The sequence below is a fragment of the Sphingopyxis sp. genome (genome assembly GCF_036675685.1).
Taxonomy (GTDB): Bacteria; Pseudomonadota; Alphaproteobacteria; order Sphingomonadales; family Sphingomonadaceae; genus Sphingopyxis.
In genome coordinates, this window is sequence record NZ_JAKFEM010000015.1 from 42,224 (window position 1) to 63,682 (window position 21,459).

General features: G+C 64.0%; 21 protein-coding genes and 1 tRNA gene. 14 read left to right on the forward strand and 8 right to left on the reverse strand.

The genetic code is table 11. The features are described 5' to 3' along the window. From V6M50_RS06855 to V6M50_RS06875, 5 genes are all read left to right on the forward strand, one after another. The gene (locus tag V6M50_RS06855) at positions 1–219 is read left to right on the forward strand and encodes a hypothetical protein (RefSeq protein ID WP_332817807.1); all 219 of its coding nucleotides are present in this window, start codon (positions 1–3) and stop codon (positions 217–219) included. 3 nt (positions 220–222) lie between these two features. Continuing rightward, on the forward strand, positions 223–687 hold the full coding sequence (nrdR, locus tag V6M50_RS06860) for a transcriptional regulator NrdR (protein ID WP_332817808.1): 465 nt from the start codon (positions 223–225) through the stop codon (positions 685–687). Between the two features lie 8 nt (positions 688–695). Beyond that, complete coding sequence (locus V6M50_RS06865) at positions 696–1,820, forward strand: TrmH family RNA methyltransferase (RefSeq protein ID WP_332817809.1); 1,125 nt, start codon at positions 696–698, stop codon at positions 1,818–1,820. Between the two features lie 33 nt (positions 1,821–1,853). Then, a complete protein-coding gene (locus V6M50_RS06870; RefSeq protein WP_332817810.1) occupies positions 1,854–2,081 on the forward strand; it encodes a hypothetical protein in 228 nt (75 codons plus the stop codon). A 137-nt stretch (positions 2,082–2,218) separates the two neighbouring features. Then, the gene (locus V6M50_RS06875) at positions 2,219–2,470 is read left to right on the forward strand and encodes a hypothetical protein (protein ID WP_332817811.1); all 252 of its coding nucleotides are present in this window, start codon (positions 2,219–2,221) and stop codon (positions 2,468–2,470) included. Positions 2,471–2,479: 9 nt separating this feature from the next. Here V6M50_RS06875 and V6M50_RS06880 read toward each other — a convergent pair whose 3' ends face one another. Next, a complete protein-coding gene (locus tag V6M50_RS06880) occupies positions 2,480–2,794 on the reverse strand; it encodes a chorismate mutase (protein WP_332817812.1) in 315 nt (104 codons plus the stop codon). A gap of 213 nt (positions 2,795–3,007) precedes the next feature. Between V6M50_RS06880 and rpsD the strand changes: the two genes are divergently transcribed. Next, positions 3,008–3,619: a 30S ribosomal protein S4 gene (gene rpsD / locus V6M50_RS06885; protein ID WP_332817813.1), complete on the forward strand. Its 612-nt coding sequence runs from the start codon at positions 3,008–3,010 to the stop codon at positions 3,617–3,619. 56 nt (positions 3,620–3,675) lie between these two features. Here rpsD and V6M50_RS06890 read toward each other — a convergent pair whose 3' ends face one another. Together V6M50_RS06890 and V6M50_RS06895 are read right to left on the reverse strand one after the other, a co-directional pair. After that, entirely contained in the window at positions 3,676–5,661 is a 1,986-nt protein-coding gene (locus tag V6M50_RS06890) for a S9 family peptidase (RefSeq protein ID WP_332817814.1), read from the reverse strand. Between the two features lie 138 nt (positions 5,662–5,799). Then, positions 5,800–7,749 (reverse strand): S9 family peptidase, encoded by a 1,950-nt coding sequence (locus tag V6M50_RS06895; RefSeq protein ID WP_332817815.1) that lies wholly within the window; start codon positions 7,747–7,749, stop codon positions 5,800–5,802. 170 nt (positions 7,750–7,919) lie between these two features. On the opposite strand from V6M50_RS06895, the gene V6M50_RS06900 reads away from it, so the two are divergent. The 4 genes from V6M50_RS06900 to V6M50_RS06915 all read left to right on the forward strand — a co-directional run bounded on the left by V6M50_RS06900 (position 7,920) and on the right by V6M50_RS06915 (position 12,218). Next, entirely contained in the window at positions 7,920–9,605 is a 1,686-nt protein-coding gene (locus V6M50_RS06900; RefSeq protein WP_332817816.1) for a M28 family metallopeptidase, read from the forward strand. Between the two features lie 107 nt (positions 9,606–9,712). Continuing rightward, entirely contained in the window at positions 9,713–10,696 is a 984-nt protein-coding gene (locus V6M50_RS06905; RefSeq protein WP_332817817.1) for an agmatine deiminase family protein, read from the forward strand. A 7-nt stretch (positions 10,697–10,703) separates the two neighbouring features. After that, positions 10,704–11,555, forward strand: coding sequence for an N-carbamoylputrescine amidase (aguB, locus tag V6M50_RS06910; RefSeq protein WP_332817818.1), 852 nt, complete (start codon positions 10,704–10,706; stop codon positions 11,553–11,555). Positions 11,556–11,573: 18 nt separating this feature from the next. After that, a complete protein-coding gene (locus V6M50_RS06915; RefSeq protein WP_332817819.1) occupies positions 11,574–12,218 on the forward strand; it encodes an FABP family protein in 645 nt (214 codons plus the stop codon). A 3-nt stretch (positions 12,219–12,221) separates the two neighbouring features. On the opposite strand, the gene V6M50_RS06920 is transcribed toward V6M50_RS06915, so the two are convergent. Next, on the reverse strand, positions 12,222–12,842 hold the full coding sequence (locus V6M50_RS06920) for a PilZ domain-containing protein (protein ID WP_332817820.1): 621 nt from the start codon (positions 12,840–12,842) through the stop codon (positions 12,222–12,224). A 304-nt stretch (positions 12,843–13,146) separates the two neighbouring features. Here V6M50_RS06920 and V6M50_RS06925 point away from each other — a divergent pair, with 304 nt between their 5' ends. Continuing rightward, complete coding sequence (locus V6M50_RS06925; RefSeq protein WP_332817821.1) at positions 13,147–14,115, forward strand: TraB/GumN family protein; 969 nt, start codon at positions 13,147–13,149, stop codon at positions 14,113–14,115. Positions 14,116–14,127: 12 nt separating this feature from the next. On the opposite strand, the gene V6M50_RS06930 is transcribed toward V6M50_RS06925, so the two are convergent. From V6M50_RS06930 to V6M50_RS06940, 3 genes are all read right to left on the reverse strand, one after another. Continuing rightward, positions 14,128–15,579, reverse strand: coding sequence for a CYTH and CHAD domain-containing protein (locus V6M50_RS06930; RefSeq protein ID WP_332817822.1), 1,452 nt, complete (start codon positions 15,577–15,579; stop codon positions 14,128–14,130). A 70-nt stretch (positions 15,580–15,649) separates the two neighbouring features. Next, positions 15,650–15,734 (reverse strand) — tRNA-Leu (locus tag V6M50_RS06935). Positions 15,735–15,787: 53 nt separating this feature from the next. Next, positions 15,788–17,242, reverse strand: a complete 1,455-nt coding sequence (locus V6M50_RS06940; protein ID WP_332817823.1) for a coniferyl aldehyde dehydrogenase — start codon at positions 17,240–17,242, stop codon at positions 15,788–15,790. Positions 17,243–17,904: 662 nt separating this feature from the next. Here V6M50_RS06940 and V6M50_RS06945 point away from each other — a divergent pair. Both V6M50_RS06945 and V6M50_RS06950 read left to right on the forward strand, forming a co-directional pair. Then, entirely contained in the window at positions 17,905–19,092 is a 1,188-nt protein-coding gene (locus tag V6M50_RS06945) for an acetyl-CoA C-acyltransferase (RefSeq protein ID WP_332817824.1), read from the forward strand. Positions 19,093–19,284: 192 nt separating this feature from the next. Continuing rightward, a complete protein-coding gene (locus V6M50_RS06950; protein WP_332817825.1) occupies positions 19,285–19,752 on the forward strand; it encodes a DUF1090 family protein in 468 nt (155 codons plus the stop codon). Positions 19,753–19,812: 60 nt separating this feature from the next. Here V6M50_RS06950 and V6M50_RS06955 read toward each other — a convergent pair whose 3' ends face one another. After that, a complete protein-coding gene (locus V6M50_RS06955) occupies positions 19,813–20,271 on the reverse strand; it encodes an SH3 domain-containing protein (RefSeq protein WP_332817826.1) in 459 nt (152 codons plus the stop codon). Between the two features lie 126 nt (positions 20,272–20,397). Here V6M50_RS06955 and V6M50_RS06960 point away from each other — a divergent pair, with 126 nt between their 5' ends. Then, the gene (locus V6M50_RS06960) at positions 20,398–21,396 is read left to right on the forward strand and encodes a 2-hydroxyacid dehydrogenase (RefSeq protein WP_332817827.1); all 999 of its coding nucleotides are present in this window, start codon (positions 20,398–20,400) and stop codon (positions 21,394–21,396) included. The last annotated feature ends 63 nt before the right edge of the window (positions 21,397–21,459 follow it).

The following is a 21,459-nucleotide window of genomic DNA, read 5'->3' on the forward strand; positions in this document are numbered from 1 at the left end:
ATGGCACGGCAGCACCCCGAAGAACCGACGCTGGTCGAGGTTACGATCGAAGAGGTCAAGGCGATGGGTAAGCAGGGAATCAAGCATCCCTCGACGAAGCCCGTGCTGACCGGCGGCGCAATCGGCGCGGTCGCGGGTATATTGCTCCCGGTCGTCACATGGCCCGTCGGCCTGTTCGCGGGTGCCGCGATCGCGCTTTACAGCCGGGTGAAACGCTGACCGATGCGTTGCCCCTATTGCGGCCATGAAGACAGTCAGGTGAAGGACAGCCGTCCGACCGAGGACGGCGCCGCGATTCGCCGCCGCCGCCAGTGCGAGGATTGCGGCGCGCGCTTCACCACGTTCGAGCGCATCCAGCTGCGCGAAGTCGGGGTAACCAAGGCCGACGGCCGGCGCGAACCCTTCGATCGCGAGAAACTGATGCGCAGCATCCAGATCGCGTGCCGCAAGCGGCCGATCGACGGCGCGCGCATCGAACGCCTGGTGTCGGGCATCCAGCGCCAGCTCGAAACCTCGGGCGAGAGCGAGGTGCAGGCTGCACAGATCGGCGCGATGGTGATGGAAGCGCTGAAGGGCTTCGACAGCGTCGCCTATATCCGCTTCGCCAGCGTTTACCGCGAGTTCACCGAAGCCAGGGATTTCGAGGAATTCGCGTCTTCGGTGACCGAAGCGGCGCACAAGAGCTAGCAAAAGCAATGACCTTTTGGGCCTATATGCTCCGATGCCGTGATGGCAGCTATTATGTCGGCCATACTGATCAGCTGGAATATCGCATCGGACAACATCAATCGGGAGAAATCCCCGGCTACACGGCAACGAGACGACCGGTCGAATTGGTGTGGAGCGCTGACTTACCGTCGCGGATCGAGGCTCTGGAAGCGGAACGTCAGATCAAAGGTTGGTCTCGCGCCAAAAAGGAAGCGCTGATTCACAGAGACTGGACGACTATCCGCAGGCTTGCAAGTCGAGCCAAGGTCCTTCGAGACGGCACGGAGCCTTCGCCAAGCTCAGTCTCCGCACCTCCTCAGGACGAGCGGAAGTCTTCCACCTCCGTTCGTCCTGAGGAGCGACTGAGCCCCGGCGAAGGCGCGTCTCGAAGGACCGCACCCCCCCCCGTCATCGTCCTTGTCCGTCCGCAGCTTGGTGAGAATATCGGCAAGGCGGCGCGCGCGATGCTCAATTTCGGGCTGACCGAACTGCGTCTCGTCACCCCGCGCGACGGTTGGCCCAATCCCGACGCCGGTCCGGCGTCGGCCGGCGCCGACATCGTGCTCGCCGAAGCGAAAGTTTTCGGCAGCCTCGCCGAGGCGGTCGCCGACTGCACCACCATCTATGCGACCACGGTGCGCAAGCGCGGCGTCATCAAGCCTGTGCTGACCCCCGAAGCGGCGGCGCGCGAAGTCCATGCCGACGCGGGGCGCTCGGCCTATATTTTCGGCCCCGAACGCTCGGGCCTCGAAACCGATGACGTCGCGGTCGCGCACAAGATCGTCACGGTGCCGATCAACCCCGAATTCGGATCGCTCAATCTGGCGCAGGCGGTGATCCTGCTCGCCTATGAATGGTCGAAAGGTATCGCGCTCGCGAGCCCGCCCGACGTGCCGCTCGATCCCCCGGCGCCGCATGCCGAACTGGAGGAATTGATCCAGCATCTGGTGCGCGACCTCGACGCAAGCGGCTACTTCGTCCCGCCCGAACGGACCGATGCGACGCTGCGCACGCTTCGCACCGCGCTCACCAAGACCGGCTGGTCGCACAACGACATCCGGATGATGCACGGCATCATTACCACTCTTGGCAGAAAGCCGAGGCCGCGATAACGGGAAGCATCCCTCCCTGGAGTAGAATGATCGATGCTTACTCTGATGATTTCGCTGGCCCTTTCGGCGGCGACGGCCGAATCGCCCGCGACCCAGCCGGCAACCGAAACCGCGGCAAAGCCCGAAAAAGCGAAACCGAAACTCATTTGCCGGCGCCTCGCAGACACCGGCAGCCGCTTGCCCGAACGCGAATGCCGCACCCAGGAAGATTGGAACCGACAGGCGGACTCGATCAACAAGCGGCTGAACAACGCGAAATAGAAATAGAAGCCGCTTGGCAGACGCCTGCCGCAACCTTTGGATGACTGGCGCCTGACCGCGGCATGATGCGTCGCACCGATTCTCTTGGCCAAAACGCGCTTCGCCTATAAGTCGGGGCATCCAGGAGACTGATTCGCATGATAACTTTACTGCTTTCCCTTAGCTTGTCCGCGGCATCGCTCGATGCGGCGACGGCCGAATCCTCGCCGTCGGCGAGCACCAGCCAACCGGCCAAGCCCGCCAAACCCAAGAAGGTTTGCGAAAAGATCGAAATGTCGGGCAGCAATGTGCCGAAGCGCGTCTGCCGCACGGTCGCCGAACCCGCGAAGCCGGCACCCGAAGCCGAGCGCGCCGACACGGCGCCGCCGATCGGCGGCGCCGCCAACTGAAGCGCCGGCTCAGCGATCGGCGCGGATGCGGTCCCATTCGGCCGCTTCGTAGGCGATCGACTGTTCGACGAGTTCGTTCCACACCGCTCTCAGCCGCGCGGGCGCCAGTCCGGCGGCTTCGGCTTCGCGCGCCACATTGTCGAGAACCTCGGCCTTGCGCGCTTCGTCGCGCACGGTGCCGCGATCGGTCTTGATGCGCGCCGCGGCGTCCATATAGCCGAAGCGGCGGACGAGCAGCGCGACCAACTCGCGGTCGACCTGATCGACCCCGGCGCGCACGTCGATCATCGTTTCGCATTGGTCGGGAAGCTTGGCGGAGGTCATGCGCGCTGCCTTTAGCGGCTTTTTCGGCGCTGTCGAGATAGGCGTCGATCCGGTGCGGCACGGCTTGACTTTGCGCCCCTCCCCGTCTAACCGCGCGCCTTCGCAATGGACCCCGCACCCCGGTGAAGCGGCGGTCGCATATGGCATCAGCCCATATGGTGCGACCCGGGAACCGCCGAAATCCTTCGGCACACAGCAAGTTGGAGACGACATATGTCGAAGCGCCAGAGCGCCAAGTATAAACTCGACCGCCGGATGGGTGAAAACATCTGGGGTCGCCCGAAGAGCCCGGTCAACCGCCGCGAATATGGCCCCGGTCAGCACGGCCAGCGCCGCAAGGGCAAGATGTCGGACTTCGGCATCCAGCTCCGCGCGAAGCAGAAGCTGAAGGGCTATTACGGCGACATCACCGAGAAGCAGTTCAAGAAGAACTATTTCGAAGCGTCGCGCATGAAGGGCGACACCGGCCAGAACCTGATCGGCCTGCTCGAGCGCCGCCTCGACGCGGTCGTCTACCGTTCGAAGTTCACCCCGACGATCTTCTCGGCGCGCCAGCTCGTCAGTCACGGCCACGTCTATGTGAACGGCGTGAAGTGCAACATCGCGAGCCGCCTCGTGAAGCCGGGCGACGAAGTGACCCTCGGCAAGAAGGCGCAGGAAATGGCGTTGGTCGCCGAAGCGCAGAGCCTTCCCGAGCGTGACCTTCCCGAATATCTGGCGGTCGACGGCACCAAGGCGACCTATGTCCGCGTCCCGACGCTCGACGAAGTGCCCTATCCGGTGAAGATGGAACCCAACTTGGTCGTCGAATTCTATTCGCGCTGATCGGTTCGATCACAAAATTCAAAAGGGGCGGTCCGGCGACGGGCCGCCCCTTTTTGTTACTTCGGCAGGAAGGCCGAAATCTTGCGCAGCATGTCGGTGCGCGCCTCGCTCGTCTCCAGACTATGCGCGAGTTCGGGATATTCGACCAGGTCGACGCGCTTGCCCTTGGCTTCGAGCGCGCGTTTCATCGTCCGCGCCTGCTCGACACGGACATTCTGGTCGTAGGTGCCGTGGAACATGAGCACCGGCGCCTTGATCGTCGCGGCGTTTTGCGCCGGCGATCCTTCGCGGATATGCGGGCCCGTGCCGATAAAGCGCGCATTGATCGCCCCGCCGCCGTCCTCGGCCTCTTCGGTTCGCAATTGCTCCAGATCGGTCACCGGCGCGATGGCGACGATCGACCGGAACAGATCGGGCGCGACGACCCCCGACTGGAGCGCAGCATAGCCGCCATAGGACCAGCCGACGATCGAAAGCTTCGCCGGATCGGCACCCTGGGCCGACACCAGCCATTTTCCGCCATCGGTCACATCGCCGATCGCCGTCTTCCACGACTGAAACCCGTTTTTCTGATACCAGCTGTCGCCATAGCCCGACGAACCGCGGAAATTGGGTTGAAGCACGGCGTAGCCGCCTTGCGCGAAATATTGCGCCAGCCAGTCGAAGCCCCATTCGTCGCGCGCCGAGGGCCCGCCGTGCGGCATGACGATCGCCGGCAGCCCTTTCGCATCGTTGCGGCCGGGTGGCAGCGTCAGATAGCCAGGAACCATCGTGCCGTCGGCGGCAGGATAACGGACCGGACGGACCGGCGACAGCGTCAGCTCGGCAAGCGCGTCACGCTCGCCGAGCAATGGACGCAGCGACTTCGACTTTGAATCAAAAAGAAAATATTGACCCGGATCGATGTCCGAACTGGTCCGGATCAAATATCGGCTTTCGTCGGCGGACGCATCGGCGATCATGATCTGTTTGCCGCCGAGCGCTTTCGACAGCGCACTGGTCATCTTGGCGATGGCCGGGTCGGTCATGACCGACTGGCGGTGATCGGTCGCAAAGGAAACCCCCACGATGCGCCCGTTGCGGCCGACGCGAATGACCTCGTCGACATCGACCTCCGGGTGCGCAAAAATCGTCGTTGTCGTGCCGCTTCCGTCGAGCGACGTCGCGACGACCGCCTTTCGCCCGTCGACCGACTGCAAGCCGAAGACCCGATCGGTCGCCGGGTCGATCGCAAGCGGATAGAAGCCCTTTTCGGTCGCGATGTCATAATCGGACAGCGGTTTCCAGATTCCACCGCCTTTCGTGCGATAAAGGAAACGGATCGTCGGGCTCATCTGACCGCTATTTTGCAGCCATTCATGGGTGGCCATGGTGCGAACTTGTCCATGGCCGTCCGAGAGATAATGGATGGCATCGCGGTTCGGTGCCTCGACGCGGCTGCTCGACCCGTTTGTCGCGTCAACGCGGTCGACGCCCAATCCCTCGCCCCGGCTGGCGATTACGGTCCCCGTGTTGTTTTCCGGAACATAGGAGCGGGTCATCAACAACGACCCATTATCCGACGCCGACCAATCGATCACGTTTCCGCCCCGGAAATCGGAATAGAGCGAGCGCGCGCTGCGCCGGTTGCTGAGCGCCTTCAGATTGCCACCCGCTGCATCGAGCGCGATGATGTTGCTCGCCCCCACGATTTCCCCGGCACGCCTGTCGCGGTGGAACGTCTGACACGCAAGCCGCGCGCTCGTCACCCAACCGCACCAACTCAAAAAGCCGTTTTCACCATCGCTCGACAATATCTGCTTGGGCATCGCTCCCTCGGTCGTATCGACGACAAACAGGCGCCGCATCAGCTTCTCGCCATTTTCGATGAAGGCGATCCGGGTTCCGTCGGGCGACAGGCTGACGTCGCGGATCGATTCGAGCGCGCCGAAACGCGCTGCATTGTCGATCGAACCTTGCGCATTGGCATTGGAAAGCGCCGGCAACGTCATCGCCAGCGCACAAAGTGAGAGCGCACTGCGCCCCGTCATAATTGGTTTCAACTGAAGCCCCTTCCCCGTTGGTCTTGCAGGCGGCCCAGACTGGAGATCGGTGAGAATTTTTCAAGCGACTTTGGTGCCTTGCTGGCAGCGTCATCAAGAAAACGCGGGGCGGCGCGTTGCCGGACCGCCCCTTTTCGTTCAGTGCGGCAGGAATTGCGCGATCCGGCCCAGCATCGCGGTCCGCGCGTCGCTGTCGCTCAGATTATGCGCGAGGCCCGGATATTCAACGAGCTCCGCCTTTTTCCCGGCAGAGGCCAGCGCGCGCCGCATGATCCGCGACTGCTCGACATCGACATTCTGGTCGAGCGTGCCGTGAAACAGCAGGACCGGAGCCTCGATGCGTCCGGCATTTTGCGCCGGTGACCCTTCGCGAACATGCGGGCCCGAGCCGATGAAGTCGCGTGTAATGGCGCCGCTTGTATATTTCGCACTCTCATTCTTCATCTCGACCAGATCGGTCACCGGCGCGATCGCAACGATCGACCGGAACAGATCGGGCGCGACGACCCCCGACTGGAGCGCAGCATAGCCGCCATAGGACCAGCCCACGATCGACAGTTTCGCAGGGTCGGCGCCTTCGGCAAGGATCCAGCGGCCGGCATCGGTTACGTCGCCGATAGCGGCCTTCCACGACTGGAACCCGTTATTCTGATACCATTGGTCACCATAGCCCGACGAGCCGCGATAATTGGGCTGCACGACCGCAAAGCCGGCCTGCGCGAAATATTGCGCGAGCCAGTCGAATCCCCATTCGTCACGCGCTGACGGGCCGCCGTGCGGCATGACGATCGCGGGCAGCCCTTTCGCATCGCTGCGCCCCGGCGGCAGCGTCAGATAGCCGGGAATCATCGTACCGTCGGCGGCGGGATAGCGGATCGCCTTCACCGGCGAAAGCGCCTGCCCCGCCAGGAGTGGTCGGTCGTCGAGGAGCGGACGCAGCTGTTTCGCGGCAGGCGTGTAGCGATAATAGCGGCCGGCATCGACGTCCGACCCCGCCCATATCAGCCAATGCGCCTCATCAGCCGACGCGTCGATGAAATAGACTTCCCGCCCGCCGAGCGCGCGCGACAGCGATTTCGCCATCGCAGCGACATTGGTGTCGGTCGTCACCATATGGCGGCGTTCGGTGGCATAGGTTGCACCAACCACCCGCCGGTCGCGGCCGACGCGAACCAGTCCATCGACATCGACTTCGGGGTGCCGGTACAGCGTTTCGCCCTTACCCGTGCCATCGAGACTGACCGCCACGACCGCCTTGCGGCCATCGATCTTGCCGAAACCGATGGCACGATTGCTTGCGGCATCGACCGCCCAGGGATCGAACCCTTCGCGCGACAAAATGTCGTAGGTCGAAAGCTGCTGCCAGTCGCCGCCCTCTGGGCGCTTGAAGAAATAGCGTATCTGGCCGCTCAGATTTCCGGTTTGCCCAGCCATCCCCTGCGTCCCCATGATGCGGACCATGCCCTTGCCGTTGGTGATATATTCGACTGCATCGCGGCGCGGCTTTTCGACGACTTTGACCGTTCCTTCGGCCGCGTCCATCAGATCGACGCCCATTCCGTCCTCATCCTTGGTGATCAGCGACGCCGACTGGCGGTTGGCTTCGGGAACATGGCTGCGCATGACCAAGACGCTGCCGGCCGGCCCAGGCTGCCAGTCGATGACACTGCCGCCGCGAAAATCGATGCCAACGGCATTGGCGCCGCGCCGCGTGCTCAGCGTCTTGACGTTCCCGCCGGTCGCATCGACGCCGAGCAAGGATGTGAAACCGTAGATGAATTCGCCGATCTTCTGCCGTCCGCCGATCTCGCAGACCAGGCGCGCGTCGGTCGCCCATCGGCACCATTGCAAAATCTCGGGATCGCCGCTTGCGCGAAGGATGCGGCGCGGCGCGGCGCCGTCGGCGATCTCGACGACAAACAGGTCGTTCGCCTGACCCTTGTTCGGCGCGACGAACGCGATGCGCTGGCCGTCGGGCGACAGGCTGACCTGTGTTATCCCGTCGAGCGTCCCGAACCGGCGTTGGAGGTCATTTTCCTGCGCCTGCACCGCGCTGGCGACAAGCCCGATACCTATCAAACACAACAAGCGACCCCGCATCCCCTATCCCCCTATTATCCGGCCCTGTTCCCCGACTGCTAAATAGGTGCCGCGCAATTTCCAAGGCCGAAGATTCACGGCTCCCAAGCCGCGCTTGCACGGGCGGCGCGCGGCTGGCACAAGCCCGTCGGTCGAATTCGAAAACCCAAGGAATTTCCATGCTTCGCTTCCCCCGAACAGCCGCAGCCGTTGCGGTCCTCTTGACCGTTGCCGCGTGCAACAGCTCCGACGAGGCGGCGACCTCCGCGGCCGCGCTTCCCGACGTCCAGGTCCCCGAACTGTCGCTCGCGACGTTGCAGGAAGTGACCAAGGAATTGTCGTCGGATGCCTATGAAGGCCGCGCCCCCGGCACGCCGGGCGAGGAAAAGACCGTCGCCTATATCATCAAGAAATATGAGGAAGCGGGGCTGAAACCCGGCAACAACGGCAAGTGGACGCAGGACGTGCCGCTGGTCGAGATCACCGCGAAGAACGCAACCCCGCTGACCTTCACCGGCGGCAAGGCGCCCGTCACCGCGCAATATGCCAAGGACTATGTCGCGTTCAGCTATCGCGTGCAGCCGAAGACCGAGGTCAAGGACAGCGACGTCGTCTTCGTCGGCTATGGCATCAACGCCCCCGAAAAGGGCTGGAACGACTATGCCGGGCTCGATGTGAAGGGGAAGACCGTCGTCGTCCTCGTCAACGATCCCGACTGGCAGACCAAGGAAGCCAAGGGCGAATTCAACGGCCGCGCGATGACCTATTATGGCCGCTGGTCGTATAAATATGAGGAGGCGGCGCGCCAGGGCGCCGCGGCGGTCTTGATCGTCCACGACACCGAGCCCGCCGCCTATGGCTGGAACGTCGTCGAATCGAGCAACACCGGCACCAATTATCTGGCCGAGAGCAAGAATGGCGGCGCCGACCAGACCGTCGCAAACGGCTGGATCCAGCTTGCCAAGGCGAAGGAACTCTTCGCGAGCGCCGGGCAGGACTTCGACAAGATGCGCGACGCCGCGAAGAAAAAGGGCTTCAAACCCATCGCGCTGACCGGCGTCAAAGCGTCGTTCGGCTTCGATAACGCGATTTCGAAGAAGATGTCGCGCAACGTCATCGGCGTGCTGCCGGGGGCGAAGCGCGCGCAAGAATATGTGCTCTACACCGGCCATTGGGACCATCTCGGCCGCTGCACCCCCGTCAATGGCGACGACATCTGCAACGGCGCGGTCGACAATGCGAGCGGCATCGCCGGCCTTGTGACGCTCGCGCAGGCCTTCCACAAGGCGGGCGCGCCCGACCGCAGCATCGTGTTCCTCGCGGTCACCGCCGAGGAATCGGGGTTGCTCGGCTCCAAATATTACGCCGAAAATCCGGTCTTCCCGCTCGCGCAGACGGTCGGCGGCGTGAACATGGACGCGCTCAACGCGATCGGCCCGGCGAAGGACATCGTCGTCGTCGGCCGCGGCAAGTCCGAACTCGACGCTTATCTGACCAAGATCGCGGGCGAAGCGAAGCGCCCGGTCGTCGACGAGCCGACCCCCGAAAAGGGCTTCTACTATCGTTCGGACCATTTCAGCTTCGCCAAGCTCGGCGTGCCGATGTTCAACTTCGGCAGCGGCGACGATCTGGTCGAAGGCGGCAAGGAAGCCGGCAAGAAGGCGTCGGAAGATTATGAAAAGAACCGCTACCACGCCCCCGGCGACGAATATGAGGCGATCACCAACTGGGACGGCATGCTCGCCGACCTGCGCCTCTATTACGCCGCGGGCCGCATGCTGGCGATGACCGACGCGTGGCCGAACTGGGTGGAAGGCGACGAATTCCGCGCCGCCCGCGACAAGTCGCGCGCCGCTGCGAAATAAAGCTTCGCCATTGCGAGCGAAGCGAAGCAATCCAGGGCGGTTCTAAGCCACTCTGGATTGCCGCGGCGCTCCGCTCCTCGCAATGACGAAAGAGAGGACGAGCGCCCATGACGCTAAGAATGCCCGCCGAATGGGCGCCGCACGACGCCGTCTGGATCGGTTTCCCGCACCTCGCCGAGGAATGGGCCGGGCAGATCGACGCCGCGCGGGCCGATGTCGCCGCCTTCGCCAACGCCGTCCATGATGGCGGCAAGGGCGAAGAGGTGCGGCTGGTGGTCAACGACGAGCGGCAGGCGAATATCGCCGCCGCGCTCGTCGACCCCGGTGTGCGCATCCTGATCCAGCCCCTCGGCGACATCTGGCTGCGCGACACCGGGCCGATCATCGCGGGCACCGGCGCCGCGCGGCGCGCGCGCAATTTCAAGTTCAACTGGTGGGGCGAGAAATTCGTCATGCCGGGCGACCGGGAAGTCGGCGCAGCGCTCGCCGCCGGGTCGGGCTTGCCCGTGGACGATCAGAACTGGATACTCGAAGGCGGCGGGATCGACGTCGACGGCACCGGGCTCTGCGTCACCACCGAGGAATGCCTGCTCAACATGAACCGCAACCCGACGCTGACGCGCGAGGATATTGCGGTGCGGCTCCATCAGTCGTTGGGCATCGATCGGCTGCTGTGGCTCGGCAATGGACTGGTCGGCGATCATACCGACGGCCATGTCGACAATCTCGCGCGCTTCGTCGGCGAAGGGCGCCTCGCGCTGCCCGTCGCGGCGGGTGAGGACGACCCCAACGCGCATATCTACGCCGATGCTCGCGCGCGCACCGCGGCGTTCGGCGGGATCGAGATCGTCGACTTGCCCTCGCCCGGCCGCGTCGAAGTGGACGGCGAAATCGCTGCGGCGAGCTATATGAACTTCTACATCGGCAACAGCGTCGTTGTCGTGCCCGCCTATGGCGTCGCCAACGACGTCGCGGCGGTCGACGCCCTCGCCGCGCTGTTCCCCGACCGCCGCGCGGCCGGTGTCCCTGCGCGCGGGATCATCGCCGGCGGCGGCAGCTTCCATTGCTCGAGCCAGCAGCTTCCGGCATAGGGAAAATATGACCCGCATCATCACCGTCGCCGCGCTGCAGCTTCCCCTGCCCGGTCCCGTTCAGCCCAATATCGAGGCCGTGTCAGCCCTCGTCGAGGAGGCCGCCGCGAAAGGCGCGCAGGTCATCCTGCCGCCCGAACTTTTCGAAGGTCCCTATTTCTGCCAGGTCGAGGATGAAGAACTCTTCGCCTCCGCGCGCCCGACGATCGAGCATCCAAGCGTGATCGCCATGCAGGCGCTCGCAGCGAAGCTGAAGGTCGCAATCCCGACGAGCTTTTTCGAGAAGGACGGGCCGCATTATTACAACACGCTCGCGATGATCGGGCCCGACGGCGCGATCATGGGAACGTACCGCAAGAGCCACATCCCCGACGGCCCCGGTTACGAAGAGAAATATTATTTCCGGCCCGGCAACACGGGCTTCAAGGTCTGGGACGTGTTCGGGACGCGCGTCGGCGTCGGCGTATGCTGGGACCAATGGTATCCCGAATGCGCGCGCGCGATGGCGCTGATGGGGGCCGAGCTGCTTTTTTATCCGACCGCGATCGGCAGCGAACCCTATGACGCCGATCTCGACACCAGCCGCATGTGGCGCCGCGCGATGCAGGGGCACAGCGTGTCGAACTGCATGCCGGTGATCGCCGCGAACCGCATCGGGACCGAGGGCGACGCCAATTTCTATGGCCACAGCTTTATCAGCGACGAATGGGGCGACCTGACCCGGGAATTTGGCGCCAGCGAAACCGGCGTGCTGGTCGAGACGGTCGACCTCGACCGCGCGGCGAAGCATCGTGCGGGCATGGGCTTTTTCCGCGATCGCCGGCCGCAGCTTTACGGGCGGCTCGTCGAAGACATCTGAACCGGCTGGGGGCGAGCGATGGAATTACCCGACGATATTTTCACCGAGCCCGAGGATGTCGATCCCGAAACGCTCGCCAACCTCGGCCCATTGCGCCGCCTCGCGGGCATCTGGGAAGGACAGCGCGGGGTCGACATCAATCCCAAGGCCGACGGCCCCGAAACGCGCCAATATTATGAGCGGATCGAAATGCAGCCGATCGACCCGCAGGCGAACGGCCCGCAGCTTTTCTATGGGCTGCGCTACCATCTTCATATCAACACGCGCGAAGAGGATATTACCTTCCACGACCAGGTCGGTTACTGGCTGTATGAGGCGGCGACCGGACTGATCCTGCAGACGCTCGCGATCCCGCGCGGGCAGATTGCGATTGCGGCGGGCCACGCCGAACCCGATGCGAAGAAGCTGGTGCTGAAAGCCGAGCGCGGCCAGACCGAATATGGAATCTGCTCGACGACCTTCCTCGACCTCGCCTTCCGCACCGACAGCTATCGGATCAGCGTCGATTTCCACGACGACGGGACATGGAGCTACGTCTCCGACACCACGCTGATCGTCAAAGGCCAGGCCGAGCCTTTCCTGCATCGCGACCGCAACCGGCTGGCGAAGATCGCCGAACCCGATCTTAATCCGTGGGCAAAGATCGCTCGCGGCGCATCTTGAGTTTCAGCTTTCGAAGCGATGGATGCTTTCGAGATCGGCGCGGTCGAGCGGCTGGGTCAGCCAAAGGCCGCCGCGCCCGGCACGCGACCAGCGGACGATGGCCTTGCGCCTGACGCCGCCCGCGAGCACGAGTTCGAGCTCCTTGCCGACCTCCAAATGGCCGTCGTGGACAAAACCCGCGCCGTTCTGCGACATATCGACCAGCTCGATCTGGCTCGTCCCCTCATCGGTCACCGCCTGCGCCTGTGTGCGCACCGGCAGGCGCGGCTGGCGATAGCCGGTGGCGCGTTGTTCGGCCGCCAATTGCTTCAGCACATCGGCGACATTGACCGCCTTGTCGAATTCGACGCCGCACCGCCCCGCGTCGGACCAGACGACCTCGCCCTGCAAGACGACGGTATCCGAAAGCGCGATTTCCAGCTTCTCGCCAACGGTAATCGGAACGTCGGCCGCGAGCATCATCCCCCGGTCTGAAATATTGCGGACGCGCCAAAGGCCCGCGTCGCCATTTCGCACGATCTTGGCAATCCGCCACACGGTACGATAGCGATCGGCGCCGCGGCGATCGGCGGCGGCGGCAACTTCTTGCTCCTCTGCGGGGTCGGAGAAGCGACGTTGATTCATGTCATCCACCTCATCGAAACAGCGTCAGACAGAAACAGTAAGTACCTATCAATACTGCATAATACTAAAAATATTCCCAGCGATAATATAGGAATTTCGCTTATTATTCAATCATATTGCGCATCCTGATTAACATGATTTCAACAGAACGGCCCAAACTCCGGGAGACAGTTTGATCGCCAGCCATGCCTAATTTCGCATTTTGCATAATTTAACGGTGCCAAAGCGTCTGGATTAAGTGCCAAAGTGGGGCCATTGGCGTTGGACACAGCGCGGGAAATATGCGCGAGGCTGGAGCGACCGGATGAAGACGACAGGCCTTTTGACCATATTGCTTGCGGCGGGGACGGCGGCAACCATCGCGCCACGCCCGGCCACCGCACAGGAAACGGCGGCGCCGGCCAATGCGAATGACGAGATCGTGGTGACCGCGCGCCGTTCGGGCGCCCCGATGTGGACGATCGAGACGCGCGCCGGCGTCATCATCCTCGTTGGCGAGATCGCCGAAATCCCCAAGGCGACGCCATGGCGTCCCGAACGGCTGGAAGGCGCGACCGAGCGCGCGCAACGGATCATCCTGGGAACCAAGGCGAAAGTATCGCCCGGCGATATTTTCCGGCTCATCTTCCGCGGCGGCGGCCTCACCAAATTGCCAAAGGGGCGCTCCGCAGCCGACTATCTGGAACCGCAGCAGATGAAGCGGCTGGGTGCGCTCGAAAGCCGGTTCGATCAGGATTACGCCCGGCAGAACTTCCTGATGACGGCTTTCGACCTGCTGTCGAAGCGCCTCGCGTTCAATCGCGATACCGCCGACGACGCATCCGACGTCGTCCGCAAAGCTGCCCGTAACACGAAAACCCCCACCCAGCCTGTCGGCGAAGTGCGCGGCGAAGACATGCTCGACAATCTCTTCGCCGCGGCGCCCGAAACGCATATCCCCTGCCTCGAGGCCGCAATGACCGCGACCGAGGCTGGCCCCGGCATCGTGGTCGAACGCGGCCAGGCCTGGACCGGGTTCGACGTGCCCGCGGTGATGGCCAACCCGCTCGAGGCGGCGCTTGGGCGCTGCTGGCCGTGGACCAACGACGGCTTCGGCCCCGCGCTTCGCCAGCAATGGGTCGGCGCCATCCACGACGCAACGGCGCAGCCCGGCGTCACGCTCGCCGTCGTGCCGCTCCGGGTGCTCGCCGAGAAAGACGGCGTTCTCGACCAACTCGAAAAACGCGGCCTCGCGATCAAGGGCCCCGCGTGGCGGAAGGAAAGTTCGCGCTAGCGCGAGACGCTGTCACCAGAAACGCTTTACATCGAGAAGGTCTTCGTGCGCCTCCGCGGCCGCTTCCAGAAGCTTCTTTTTATCGCCGCCCGCGAGGACGTCCCTCGCTTCGGGATGGTCCGTCATGTCGAGCCTGGCCAGAATATCGGGTGCCGTCGCGAGATCGTTGAGCGCGCCGAGCTGGTCCTGAAGCTCTTTCATCATCGAGACGAATCGTTTGTAACGGCGCCGTTCGCGCTTGCCGTCGAACAGCGAGGAAAAGAATTCGGAAGCGTAGCGCAGCTTCTTTGCACTCTTGCGGAGCTCATGGCGCGCATCGTCGTCGGCGCGTTCGATGTCGCGCCCGCGGCGCTTCACTCTGCGGCGAAAGCGGTCAAGCGCCGCGGCCGCAAATTCCGTCGCGGGCTGGTTGCCGTCGCACGCACCGCCCGAGGATCCCGCCCAGCCCCCGCACGCCTGCCATGCCACAAGATCGAACATCAACCGCCGCCCACGAAGGGTCGAAAGCGCGTCGGAGGCCCGGTCATAGGCATCATCTCGCGCCGCCGCGATGGAATCGTGAAGCGAACCAGCCCCAGCGCGTTCGAGCAGGACGTCGAGATCGCGCGCGGGCGCCAGCTCCGAAGCAAGCCAGCGCAGATTCTCGCGAATTTCGGCGCCATCGTCGCCGATGATCGGCTTGAAGATCGTGACGGCGGATCGCAGGCGGCGCAGGGCTACGCGGGCCTGGTGTAGGGCGCCGGGGTTGCTGTCGGCCAGAAGCAGGGTTTCGTTGAGCCGGAACTGCCGGACGCAGGATTGGAGAATAGCCTGGAATGCCTGTATCGCGGTCATGTCGCCGGTGAGCATCACGGGCGCCGCCTTGACCATATCCGCGTGGCGGCCGATCAACCGGTAACCCCGTTCCGCCTTGCTCGACACACCGAGCCGAAATTCAGCGACACCGTCGATCTTCCGAGCCAAATCGAAGAGCGCGGCACGATCGCCGGATTTGAGCTCGAGCTCGATTTCGCAGATCTCGGACCGGCGATCCGCGGCAACAACCTCGCCGCGATCGAGCACCACTTCGATGATCGCCTCGCCTTCCGCAACAACCCACAGGGCCCGATGGACCTTCACTTCGAATACAGGCGCAATGGCGGCAACATCGTCACCCAGAAACGCCGCCAATGGCGATTTTTCGTCGAGTATCGGCGTATCGTCGTCGACCGGGCGTTCCCATTCGGGCCGCACGAACAGCCCTGCCGCCTTCATGCCGTCGGCCTTGATCGTCTGAATCCGCTTCTTGCCCGAGCGCCGGATGCGAAGCGAAAAACCCGCCTTCGCCAAATGCTGGTCGGGCGTATCGAAATAGATCGCGAATTGCTTGATCTTCTGCGGAGCGCCCCCCAGGAGTTCCGAGCTTTCGACCTTTTCTGCCGCGTCCCGCGAAAGTTCGAGCTTCAGTTCGACTTCGTCAGCCATGGGCTCCCTCCTCGACATCGCTCATCATGCGCTGCTTTCAGAAGCTGATGGAGGCCTCTGCACGTCGAAGTGGTGCCCCTGGCCGGACTCGAACCAGCACTCCTTGCGGAACCGCATTTTGAGTGCGGCGCGTCTACCAATTTCACCACAGGGGCACGGCGCCAAGGCGCGGCGCTTCCCCTAAGGCGAAGCATCCTGTCTTGCCAAGCTATTTCTTGAGCTCTTTCGCCAGCGTCTTGGCGGTCGCCTTGCCATAGGGCGGCTTGAAGCCCGCGAGCCCCGCGACGTCGAGCTTGGGCTGGCGATAGACCGCGCGCGCGTGGCTGAAGGTGCGGAACCCGTCGACGCCGTGGTAATTGCCCATCCCCGACGGCCCGACGCCGCCGAAGGGCAGATCCTCCATCGCATTGTGGAACAAGACGTCGTTGACCGTCACCCCGCCCGAGATCGTCCGCGTCAGCACGCGATCTTCCTCGCTCTTGTCCTGCCCGAAGTAATAGAGGCCGAGCGGACGGTCGTTCGCATTCACATAGTCGATCGCGTCGTCGATCGTCTTGTAGGTCTTGACCGGCAGGATCGGGCCGAAGATTTCCTCCTGCATCACCTTCATGTCGTCGGTCGGGTTGCGGACGATGTGGAGCGGCATCTTGTGGCCGTTCGAGCTCGCGAAATCTTCACCGCCCGGATTGACCTCGATCACCTCGGCGCCCTTCGCGCGCGCGTCGGCGAGATAGGATTGCAGCCGGTCGTAATTGCGGGTGTTCACGACCGAGGTGTAATCGTCATTGGCGAGCAGCGTCGGATAAAGCGCCGTCGCGCCCTTGGTGACGCTGTCGATCACCTCGCCCTCCTGGTCTTCGGCGACGAGGAGATAATCGGGTGCGAGGCAGATTTGCCCCGCGTTCATCATCTTGCCGAGCGCGACGCGCTGGCCGACGAGATCCTTGTTCGCGCTGCGCCCGATGAAGGTTGGCGACTTGCCGCCGAGTTCGAGCGTGACAGGGACCAGATTGTCCGCCGCGGCGCGCATGATGTGGCGCCCGACGCTCGTCGCGCCGGTGAAGATCATATGATCGAACGCAAGTTTCGAGAAAGCGACCCCGACCTCGGCATCGCCGGTGAACACCGCCATCTCGCTTTCGTCGAAATAGTCGGGTACCAGCCGCGCCATCAGCGCCGAGACATTCTCGGTGAACTCGCTCGGCTTGATCATCGCGCGATTGCCCGCCGCGAGCACACCCGCCATCGGCACGAAAACCATGCCGACCGGGAAATTCCACGGCGCGACGATGCCGACGACGCCCTTGGGCTGGAACTGCACCTCGGCCTTCGCGCCCAGCAGACCCAGCGGGAAGGTCGGTTTGCGCTTCTCGCCCTTCGCCCAGCTCGCCATATGCTTCTTGGCGTGCTTGAGCGCGCTAACCGAGGGCATGATGTCGGTCATCAGCGTCTGTTCGCGGCTGCGATGACCGAAATCCTCGCTCACTGCCTTGGCAAAATCCTCGGCATGGTCGACGAGCAGCGCGATCGCGCGGTCGATACGGTCGGTGCGCACCGCCAGGCTTTCGGGCATGGCGGCAGTAAAGCTGGCCTTTTGTGCGGCGAGCACCGCGTGCATGCGCTGCGTTTCCCCGGCAACATCCTGCTTGATCGCGGTGGCCATGACCCATCTCCCTTTTCGAATTGGCGCGACTTCACCATGACCCGCAGCCGGTTGCAAGTTGAAACCTGCGCGCGCGGCGCGGTCCAAGGGGCCGCGGCTCGGTCCCGACGGCGGCGCATCTGAGCCGCGTGGGAACGCGGATGGTCGGGAAACGACCGGTTGCAGTCATCCAACTTCTCGTCACCCCGGGCTTGACCCGGGGCCTGCCTTGTCTTTTCTCGGTTGGGAAGAAGGAAGGCGGGTCCCGGGTCAAGCCCGGGATGACGAAGCCGGGATAACAACCGCCCACTCCCCACCCCGTTCCGGTCGTTCATCGCGGTACAGTGAAAGTTTAACCCCCAAACGCCCTCCCGGAAAACCTCTTTCCTACAATATCCCGCTATGCTTCAAGATTGCGGATGAGCAGCATCCTTCCCACGCCGGCACGCGATCCACCCAGCCTGTCATCGCGGGCGGCAGCCCGACAGGATCGTCATTGGGCTGAACTTCACTGAACTTTGACATGGCGGTGGCCGTGCGGTCGCCCTTCGCGATCCAAGGTTTTGCTGCTCTCCTTCCGAAGGAAACGGGGCCGGGAGATCGGCTTTCCTGCCCCTTTCGCATTTGCAGCATTTCGGCTAATCGGGCCGCCGATCCTTCTTTCTCCTACGGAGTCTCTCGATATGACCGCCACCGATCCCGTCGTCTTCCTCTCCTATGCGCGCACCCCGATGGGCAGCATGCAGGGCGCGCTTTCGGATGCGAGCGCGACCGATCTTGGCGCCACCGCGGTGAAGGCGGCGGTCGAGCGCGCGGGCGTGAGCGGCGACGACATCGAGCGCATCTATATGGGCTGCGTGCTTCCCGCCGGCCTCGGCCAGGCGCCGGCGCGGCAGGCCGCGATCAAGGCGGGCCTGCCCAAGTCGGTGCAGGCGACCACCGTGAACAAGGTCTGCGGTTCGGGCATGCAGACCGTGATCATGGGGGCCGAAGCGCTCGCCGCGGGCAGCGTCGACCTGATCGTCGCGGGCGGCATGGAATCGATGACCAACGCGCCCTACCTGCTCAAGAAGCATCGCGGCGGCGCGCGCATCGGCCATGATACGGCCTATGACCATATGTTCCTCGACGGGCTGGAAGATGCTTACGAAGCCGGCCGCGCGATGGGCACCTTCGCGCAGGATACCGCCGACGCCTATCAGCTCTCGCGTCAGGCGCAGGACGATTACACGCTTGAATCGCTGAGCCGCGCCAAGAGCGCCATCACCGACGGCGCCTTCGCCGCCGAAATCGCGCCGGTGACCATCGCGGGGCGCAAGGGCGACGTCATTGTCGACACCGACGAAGCGCCGGGCAAGGCGATGCCCGACAAGATTCCGACGCTGAAGCCCGCCTTTGCGAAGGATGGCACGATCACCGCCGCGACCAGTTCGTCGATCTCCGACGGCGCCGCCGCGGTTGTGCTGACGCGCCAGTCGGTCGCCGACGCCAAGGGCGCCAAGCCCGTTGCCCGGCTGGTCGCGCATGCCGCGCACGCTCAGGAGCCCAAGGATTTCACGGTCGCCCCCGTCGGCGCGATCAACAAGCTGCTCGCCAAGACCGGCTGGTCGATCGGCGACGTCGACCTGTTCGAAGTCAACGAGGCGTTCGCCTGCGTCGCGATGTTCGCGATGCACGACCTCGGCATCCCGCACGACAAGATCAACGTCCACGGCGGCGCAACCGCGCTCGGCCACCCGATCGGCGCCAGCGGCACGCGCATCATCACGACGCTGATCGCGGCGCTCCAGCGCCACGGCAAGACGCGCGGTATCGCGAGCCTGTGCATCGGCGGCGGCGAAGCGACAGCGGTGGCGATCGAGCTGGTCTAAAACCCCTTCCCACAAAGGTTGCGCGGCGCCGTCGCAAGACGGCGCCGTTTCGTCGTAAATCCCGCGACAATTTGCGACACTAATGTCCTGAAAATAAACGGCGCATTCCGGCGCCGTTCAAACCGACTCGCCTATTCCATGTTTGTCATCGGGCAGATCCCCTCCCCCTGACCGATTGAAAGGAATGGCACAATGAAGAGCAAATTTCTCACCGCCGGTCTGATCGCCGCGATGATGGTGCCCGCCATGGCGCAGGCGCAGACCCGCGAGATCCGCGAAGACCGCCGCGACGTCCGCGAAGAGCAGCGCGAGCTGCGCAATGCGCAGCGCTATGGCGACCGCGGCGATGTCCGTGAGGAACGCCGCGAAGTTCGCGATGCGCGTCAGGAGCTGCGCGAAGACCGCCGCGACTGGCGCCAGGATCGCCGCTATTCGAACTATCGCGCGCCCTTCCGCTATCAGCAGTTCCGCGCCGGCGCGACCTTGCGCTCGAACTATTATGCTCCGGCCTATCGTCCGAGCTGGGACAGTCGCTGGGGCGTGCCGCGCGCGGGTCGTAACCTGATCTATGTGCGCCATTACAATGACCTGTTGCTGGTCAACGAGCGCAACGGCCGGGTTATCCGGGTCTATCGCAACCACTTCAACTGGCGGCGCTAACCGGTAAGCCATGCAGGGGCCGGGCGGGAAACCGTCCGGCCCTTTCTTCGTGGCCGCGGATCAATCGCCCCAGATATGGTCGGCCTGGATCCAGCCCTTGCGGCCCTTCACGTCGAACAGGCACCAGCCGTTCGCGCATTCGGTGATACGGCCGACGACGCCGGGCTCAGCGCGATAGGCCACCGCTGCGGACAGGCTCGCCTCGTCGCGCAGTGGCCGGATTTCGCCGGTGACGATCGCGGTGCGCGTGCGGCTGAGCAGTCGCGCCGCCATCCAGCCCTGCGTCCCGTCGGGATCCTCAATCTTGCGCCAGGTTTCAAAGCGCGCGATCACCTTTACCGGCAGGTCCTTACGCCGATATTCCCAGATGACCGGAACGTCGGGCGACGGCCCCTTGCGCATCCGCGCCTCGTCGACGCTGATCGACGCCCAATAGGGCAATTTGGGATCGGATTGCGCCGCCGCCGGTCCCACGGCGGCAAGGCTGAGCAATATCATTGCAAATTTTCGGCTGGTCATCGCCCTCCCTTGTCAAAATCGGCGCCACTTATCAACCGGCCGCAGCAGGCAAACGGTTGGCCGTCCACAGAGAAGATGAGCCACTGCCCCTTGACCCTCAAGCATCGGCGCGCTCTATCGGCGGCCATGCCCGATTCATCCCGCCCGAAACGCCCGCGCGTCATCGTCACCCGCCAATTGATGCCGCATGTCGAGGCGCGCATGGCCGAATTGTTCGACGTCGCGCTGTCGGCGCACGATCATGCCTATGCCGAAAGCGAGCTTCGGGCCGCCGTTGCCGACTGCGACGTGCTGGTGCCGACCGTCACCGACAAGATCGATGCCGACATCCTCGCGGCCGCCGGCGAGCGGCTAAAGCTGATCGCCAATTTCGGTGCCGGCGTCGACCATATCGACCTTGCGGCCGCGCGCGCGAAGGGCATCATGGTGTCGAACACCCCGGGGGTCTTTACCGAAGATACCGCCGACATGACGATGGCGCTGATCCTCTCGGTTCCGCGCCGCCTTGCCGAGGGCGAGAAGCTGATGCGTTCGGGCAAATGGGCCGGCTGGGCGCCGAGCACGATGCTTGGCCACCGCGTCGGCGGCAAATTGCTCGGCATCGTCGGCATGGGGCGCATCGGCCTTGCGGTCGCGCACCGTGCACGCGCCTTTGGCCTGTCGATCCACTATCATAACCGCAAACGCCTGCCCGCAGCGATCGAGGAGGAGCTGGGCGCAAGCTATCACGCCAGCGTCGACACGCTGCTGCGCATCAGCGACATCGTGACGCTCCACTGCCCGCACACGAGCGAGACACACGAGATGGTCAACGCCGCGCGCATCGGCGCGATGAAGCCGACCGCTTACCTGATCAACACCGCGCGCGGCGAGATCGTCGACGAAAAGGCGCTGGTCGCGGCGCTCCAGACCGGCCGCATCGCGGGTGCGGGGCTCGACGTCTACACCCACGAACCCGCGGTCGACCCCGCGCTGCTCGCGCTCGACAACGTCGTGCTGCTCCCGCACCTCGGCTCGGCGACGATCGAGGGGCGTGAGGCCTCGGGCGAAAAGGTCATCGCGAACATCCGTGCCTGGTGCGACGGGCATCGGCCGCCCGATCAGGTGCTGGAAGGGTGGGCGTAGTTCCGCTCGACGTGGTTCCAGACCGCTCGCTTCGCTCGCAATGACGACGCGTTTTTAGGGCGA

Coding starts and splice junctions, on each gene's coding strand:
- V6M50_RS06855 (WP_332817807.1), top strand. CDS start 1: ATGGCACGGCAGCACCCCGAAGAACCGACGCTGGTCGAGGTTACGATC.
- nrdR (WP_332817808.1), top strand. CDS start 223: ATGCGTTGCCCCTATTGCGGCCATGAAGACAGTCAGGTGAAGGACAGC.
- V6M50_RS06865 (WP_332817809.1), top strand. CDS start 696: ATGACCTTTTGGGCCTATATGCTCCGATGCCGTGATGGCAGCTATTAT.
- V6M50_RS06870 (WP_332817810.1), top strand. CDS start 1,854: ATGCTTACTCTGATGATTTCGCTGGCCCTTTCGGCGGCGACGGCCGAA.
- V6M50_RS06875 (WP_332817811.1), top strand. CDS start 2,219: ATGATAACTTTACTGCTTTCCCTTAGCTTGTCCGCGGCATCGCTCGAT.
- V6M50_RS06880 (WP_332817812.1), bottom strand. CDS start 2,794: ATGACCTCCGCCAAGCTTCCCGACCAATGCGAAACGATGATCGACGTG.
- rpsD (WP_332817813.1), top strand. CDS start 3,008: ATGTCGAAGCGCCAGAGCGCCAAGTATAAACTCGACCGCCGGATGGGT.
- V6M50_RS06900 (WP_332817816.1), top strand. CDS start 7,920: ATGCTTCGCTTCCCCCGAACAGCCGCAGCCGTTGCGGTCCTCTTGACC.
- V6M50_RS06905 (WP_332817817.1), top strand. CDS start 9,713: ATGACGCTAAGAATGCCCGCCGAATGGGCGCCGCACGACGCCGTCTGG.
- aguB (WP_332817818.1), top strand. CDS start 10,704: ATGACCCGCATCATCACCGTCGCCGCGCTGCAGCTTCCCCTGCCCGGT.
- V6M50_RS06915 (WP_332817819.1), top strand. CDS start 11,574: ATGGAATTACCCGACGATATTTTCACCGAGCCCGAGGATGTCGATCCC.
- V6M50_RS06920 (WP_332817820.1), bottom strand. CDS start 12,842: ATGAATCAACGTCGCTTCTCCGACCCCGCAGAGGAGCAAGAAGTTGCC.
- V6M50_RS06925 (WP_332817821.1), top strand. CDS start 13,147: ATGAAGACGACAGGCCTTTTGACCATATTGCTTGCGGCGGGGACGGCG.
- V6M50_RS06930 (WP_332817822.1), bottom strand. CDS start 15,579: ATGGCTGACGAAGTCGAACTGAAGCTCGAACTTTCGCGGGACGCGGCA.
- V6M50_RS06940 (WP_332817823.1), bottom strand. CDS start 17,242: ATGGCCACCGCGATCAAGCAGGATGTTGCCGGGGAAACGCAGCGCATG.
- V6M50_RS06945 (WP_332817824.1), top strand. CDS start 17,905: ATGACCGCCACCGATCCCGTCGTCTTCCTCTCCTATGCGCGCACCCCG.
- V6M50_RS06950 (WP_332817825.1), top strand. CDS start 19,285: ATGAAGAGCAAATTTCTCACCGCCGGTCTGATCGCCGCGATGATGGTG.
- V6M50_RS06955 (WP_332817826.1), bottom strand. CDS start 20,271: ATGACCAGCCGAAAATTTGCAATGATATTGCTCAGCCTTGCCGCCGTG.
- V6M50_RS06960 (WP_332817827.1), top strand. CDS start 20,398: ATGCCCGATTCATCCCGCCCGAAACGCCCGCGCGTCATCGTCACCCGC.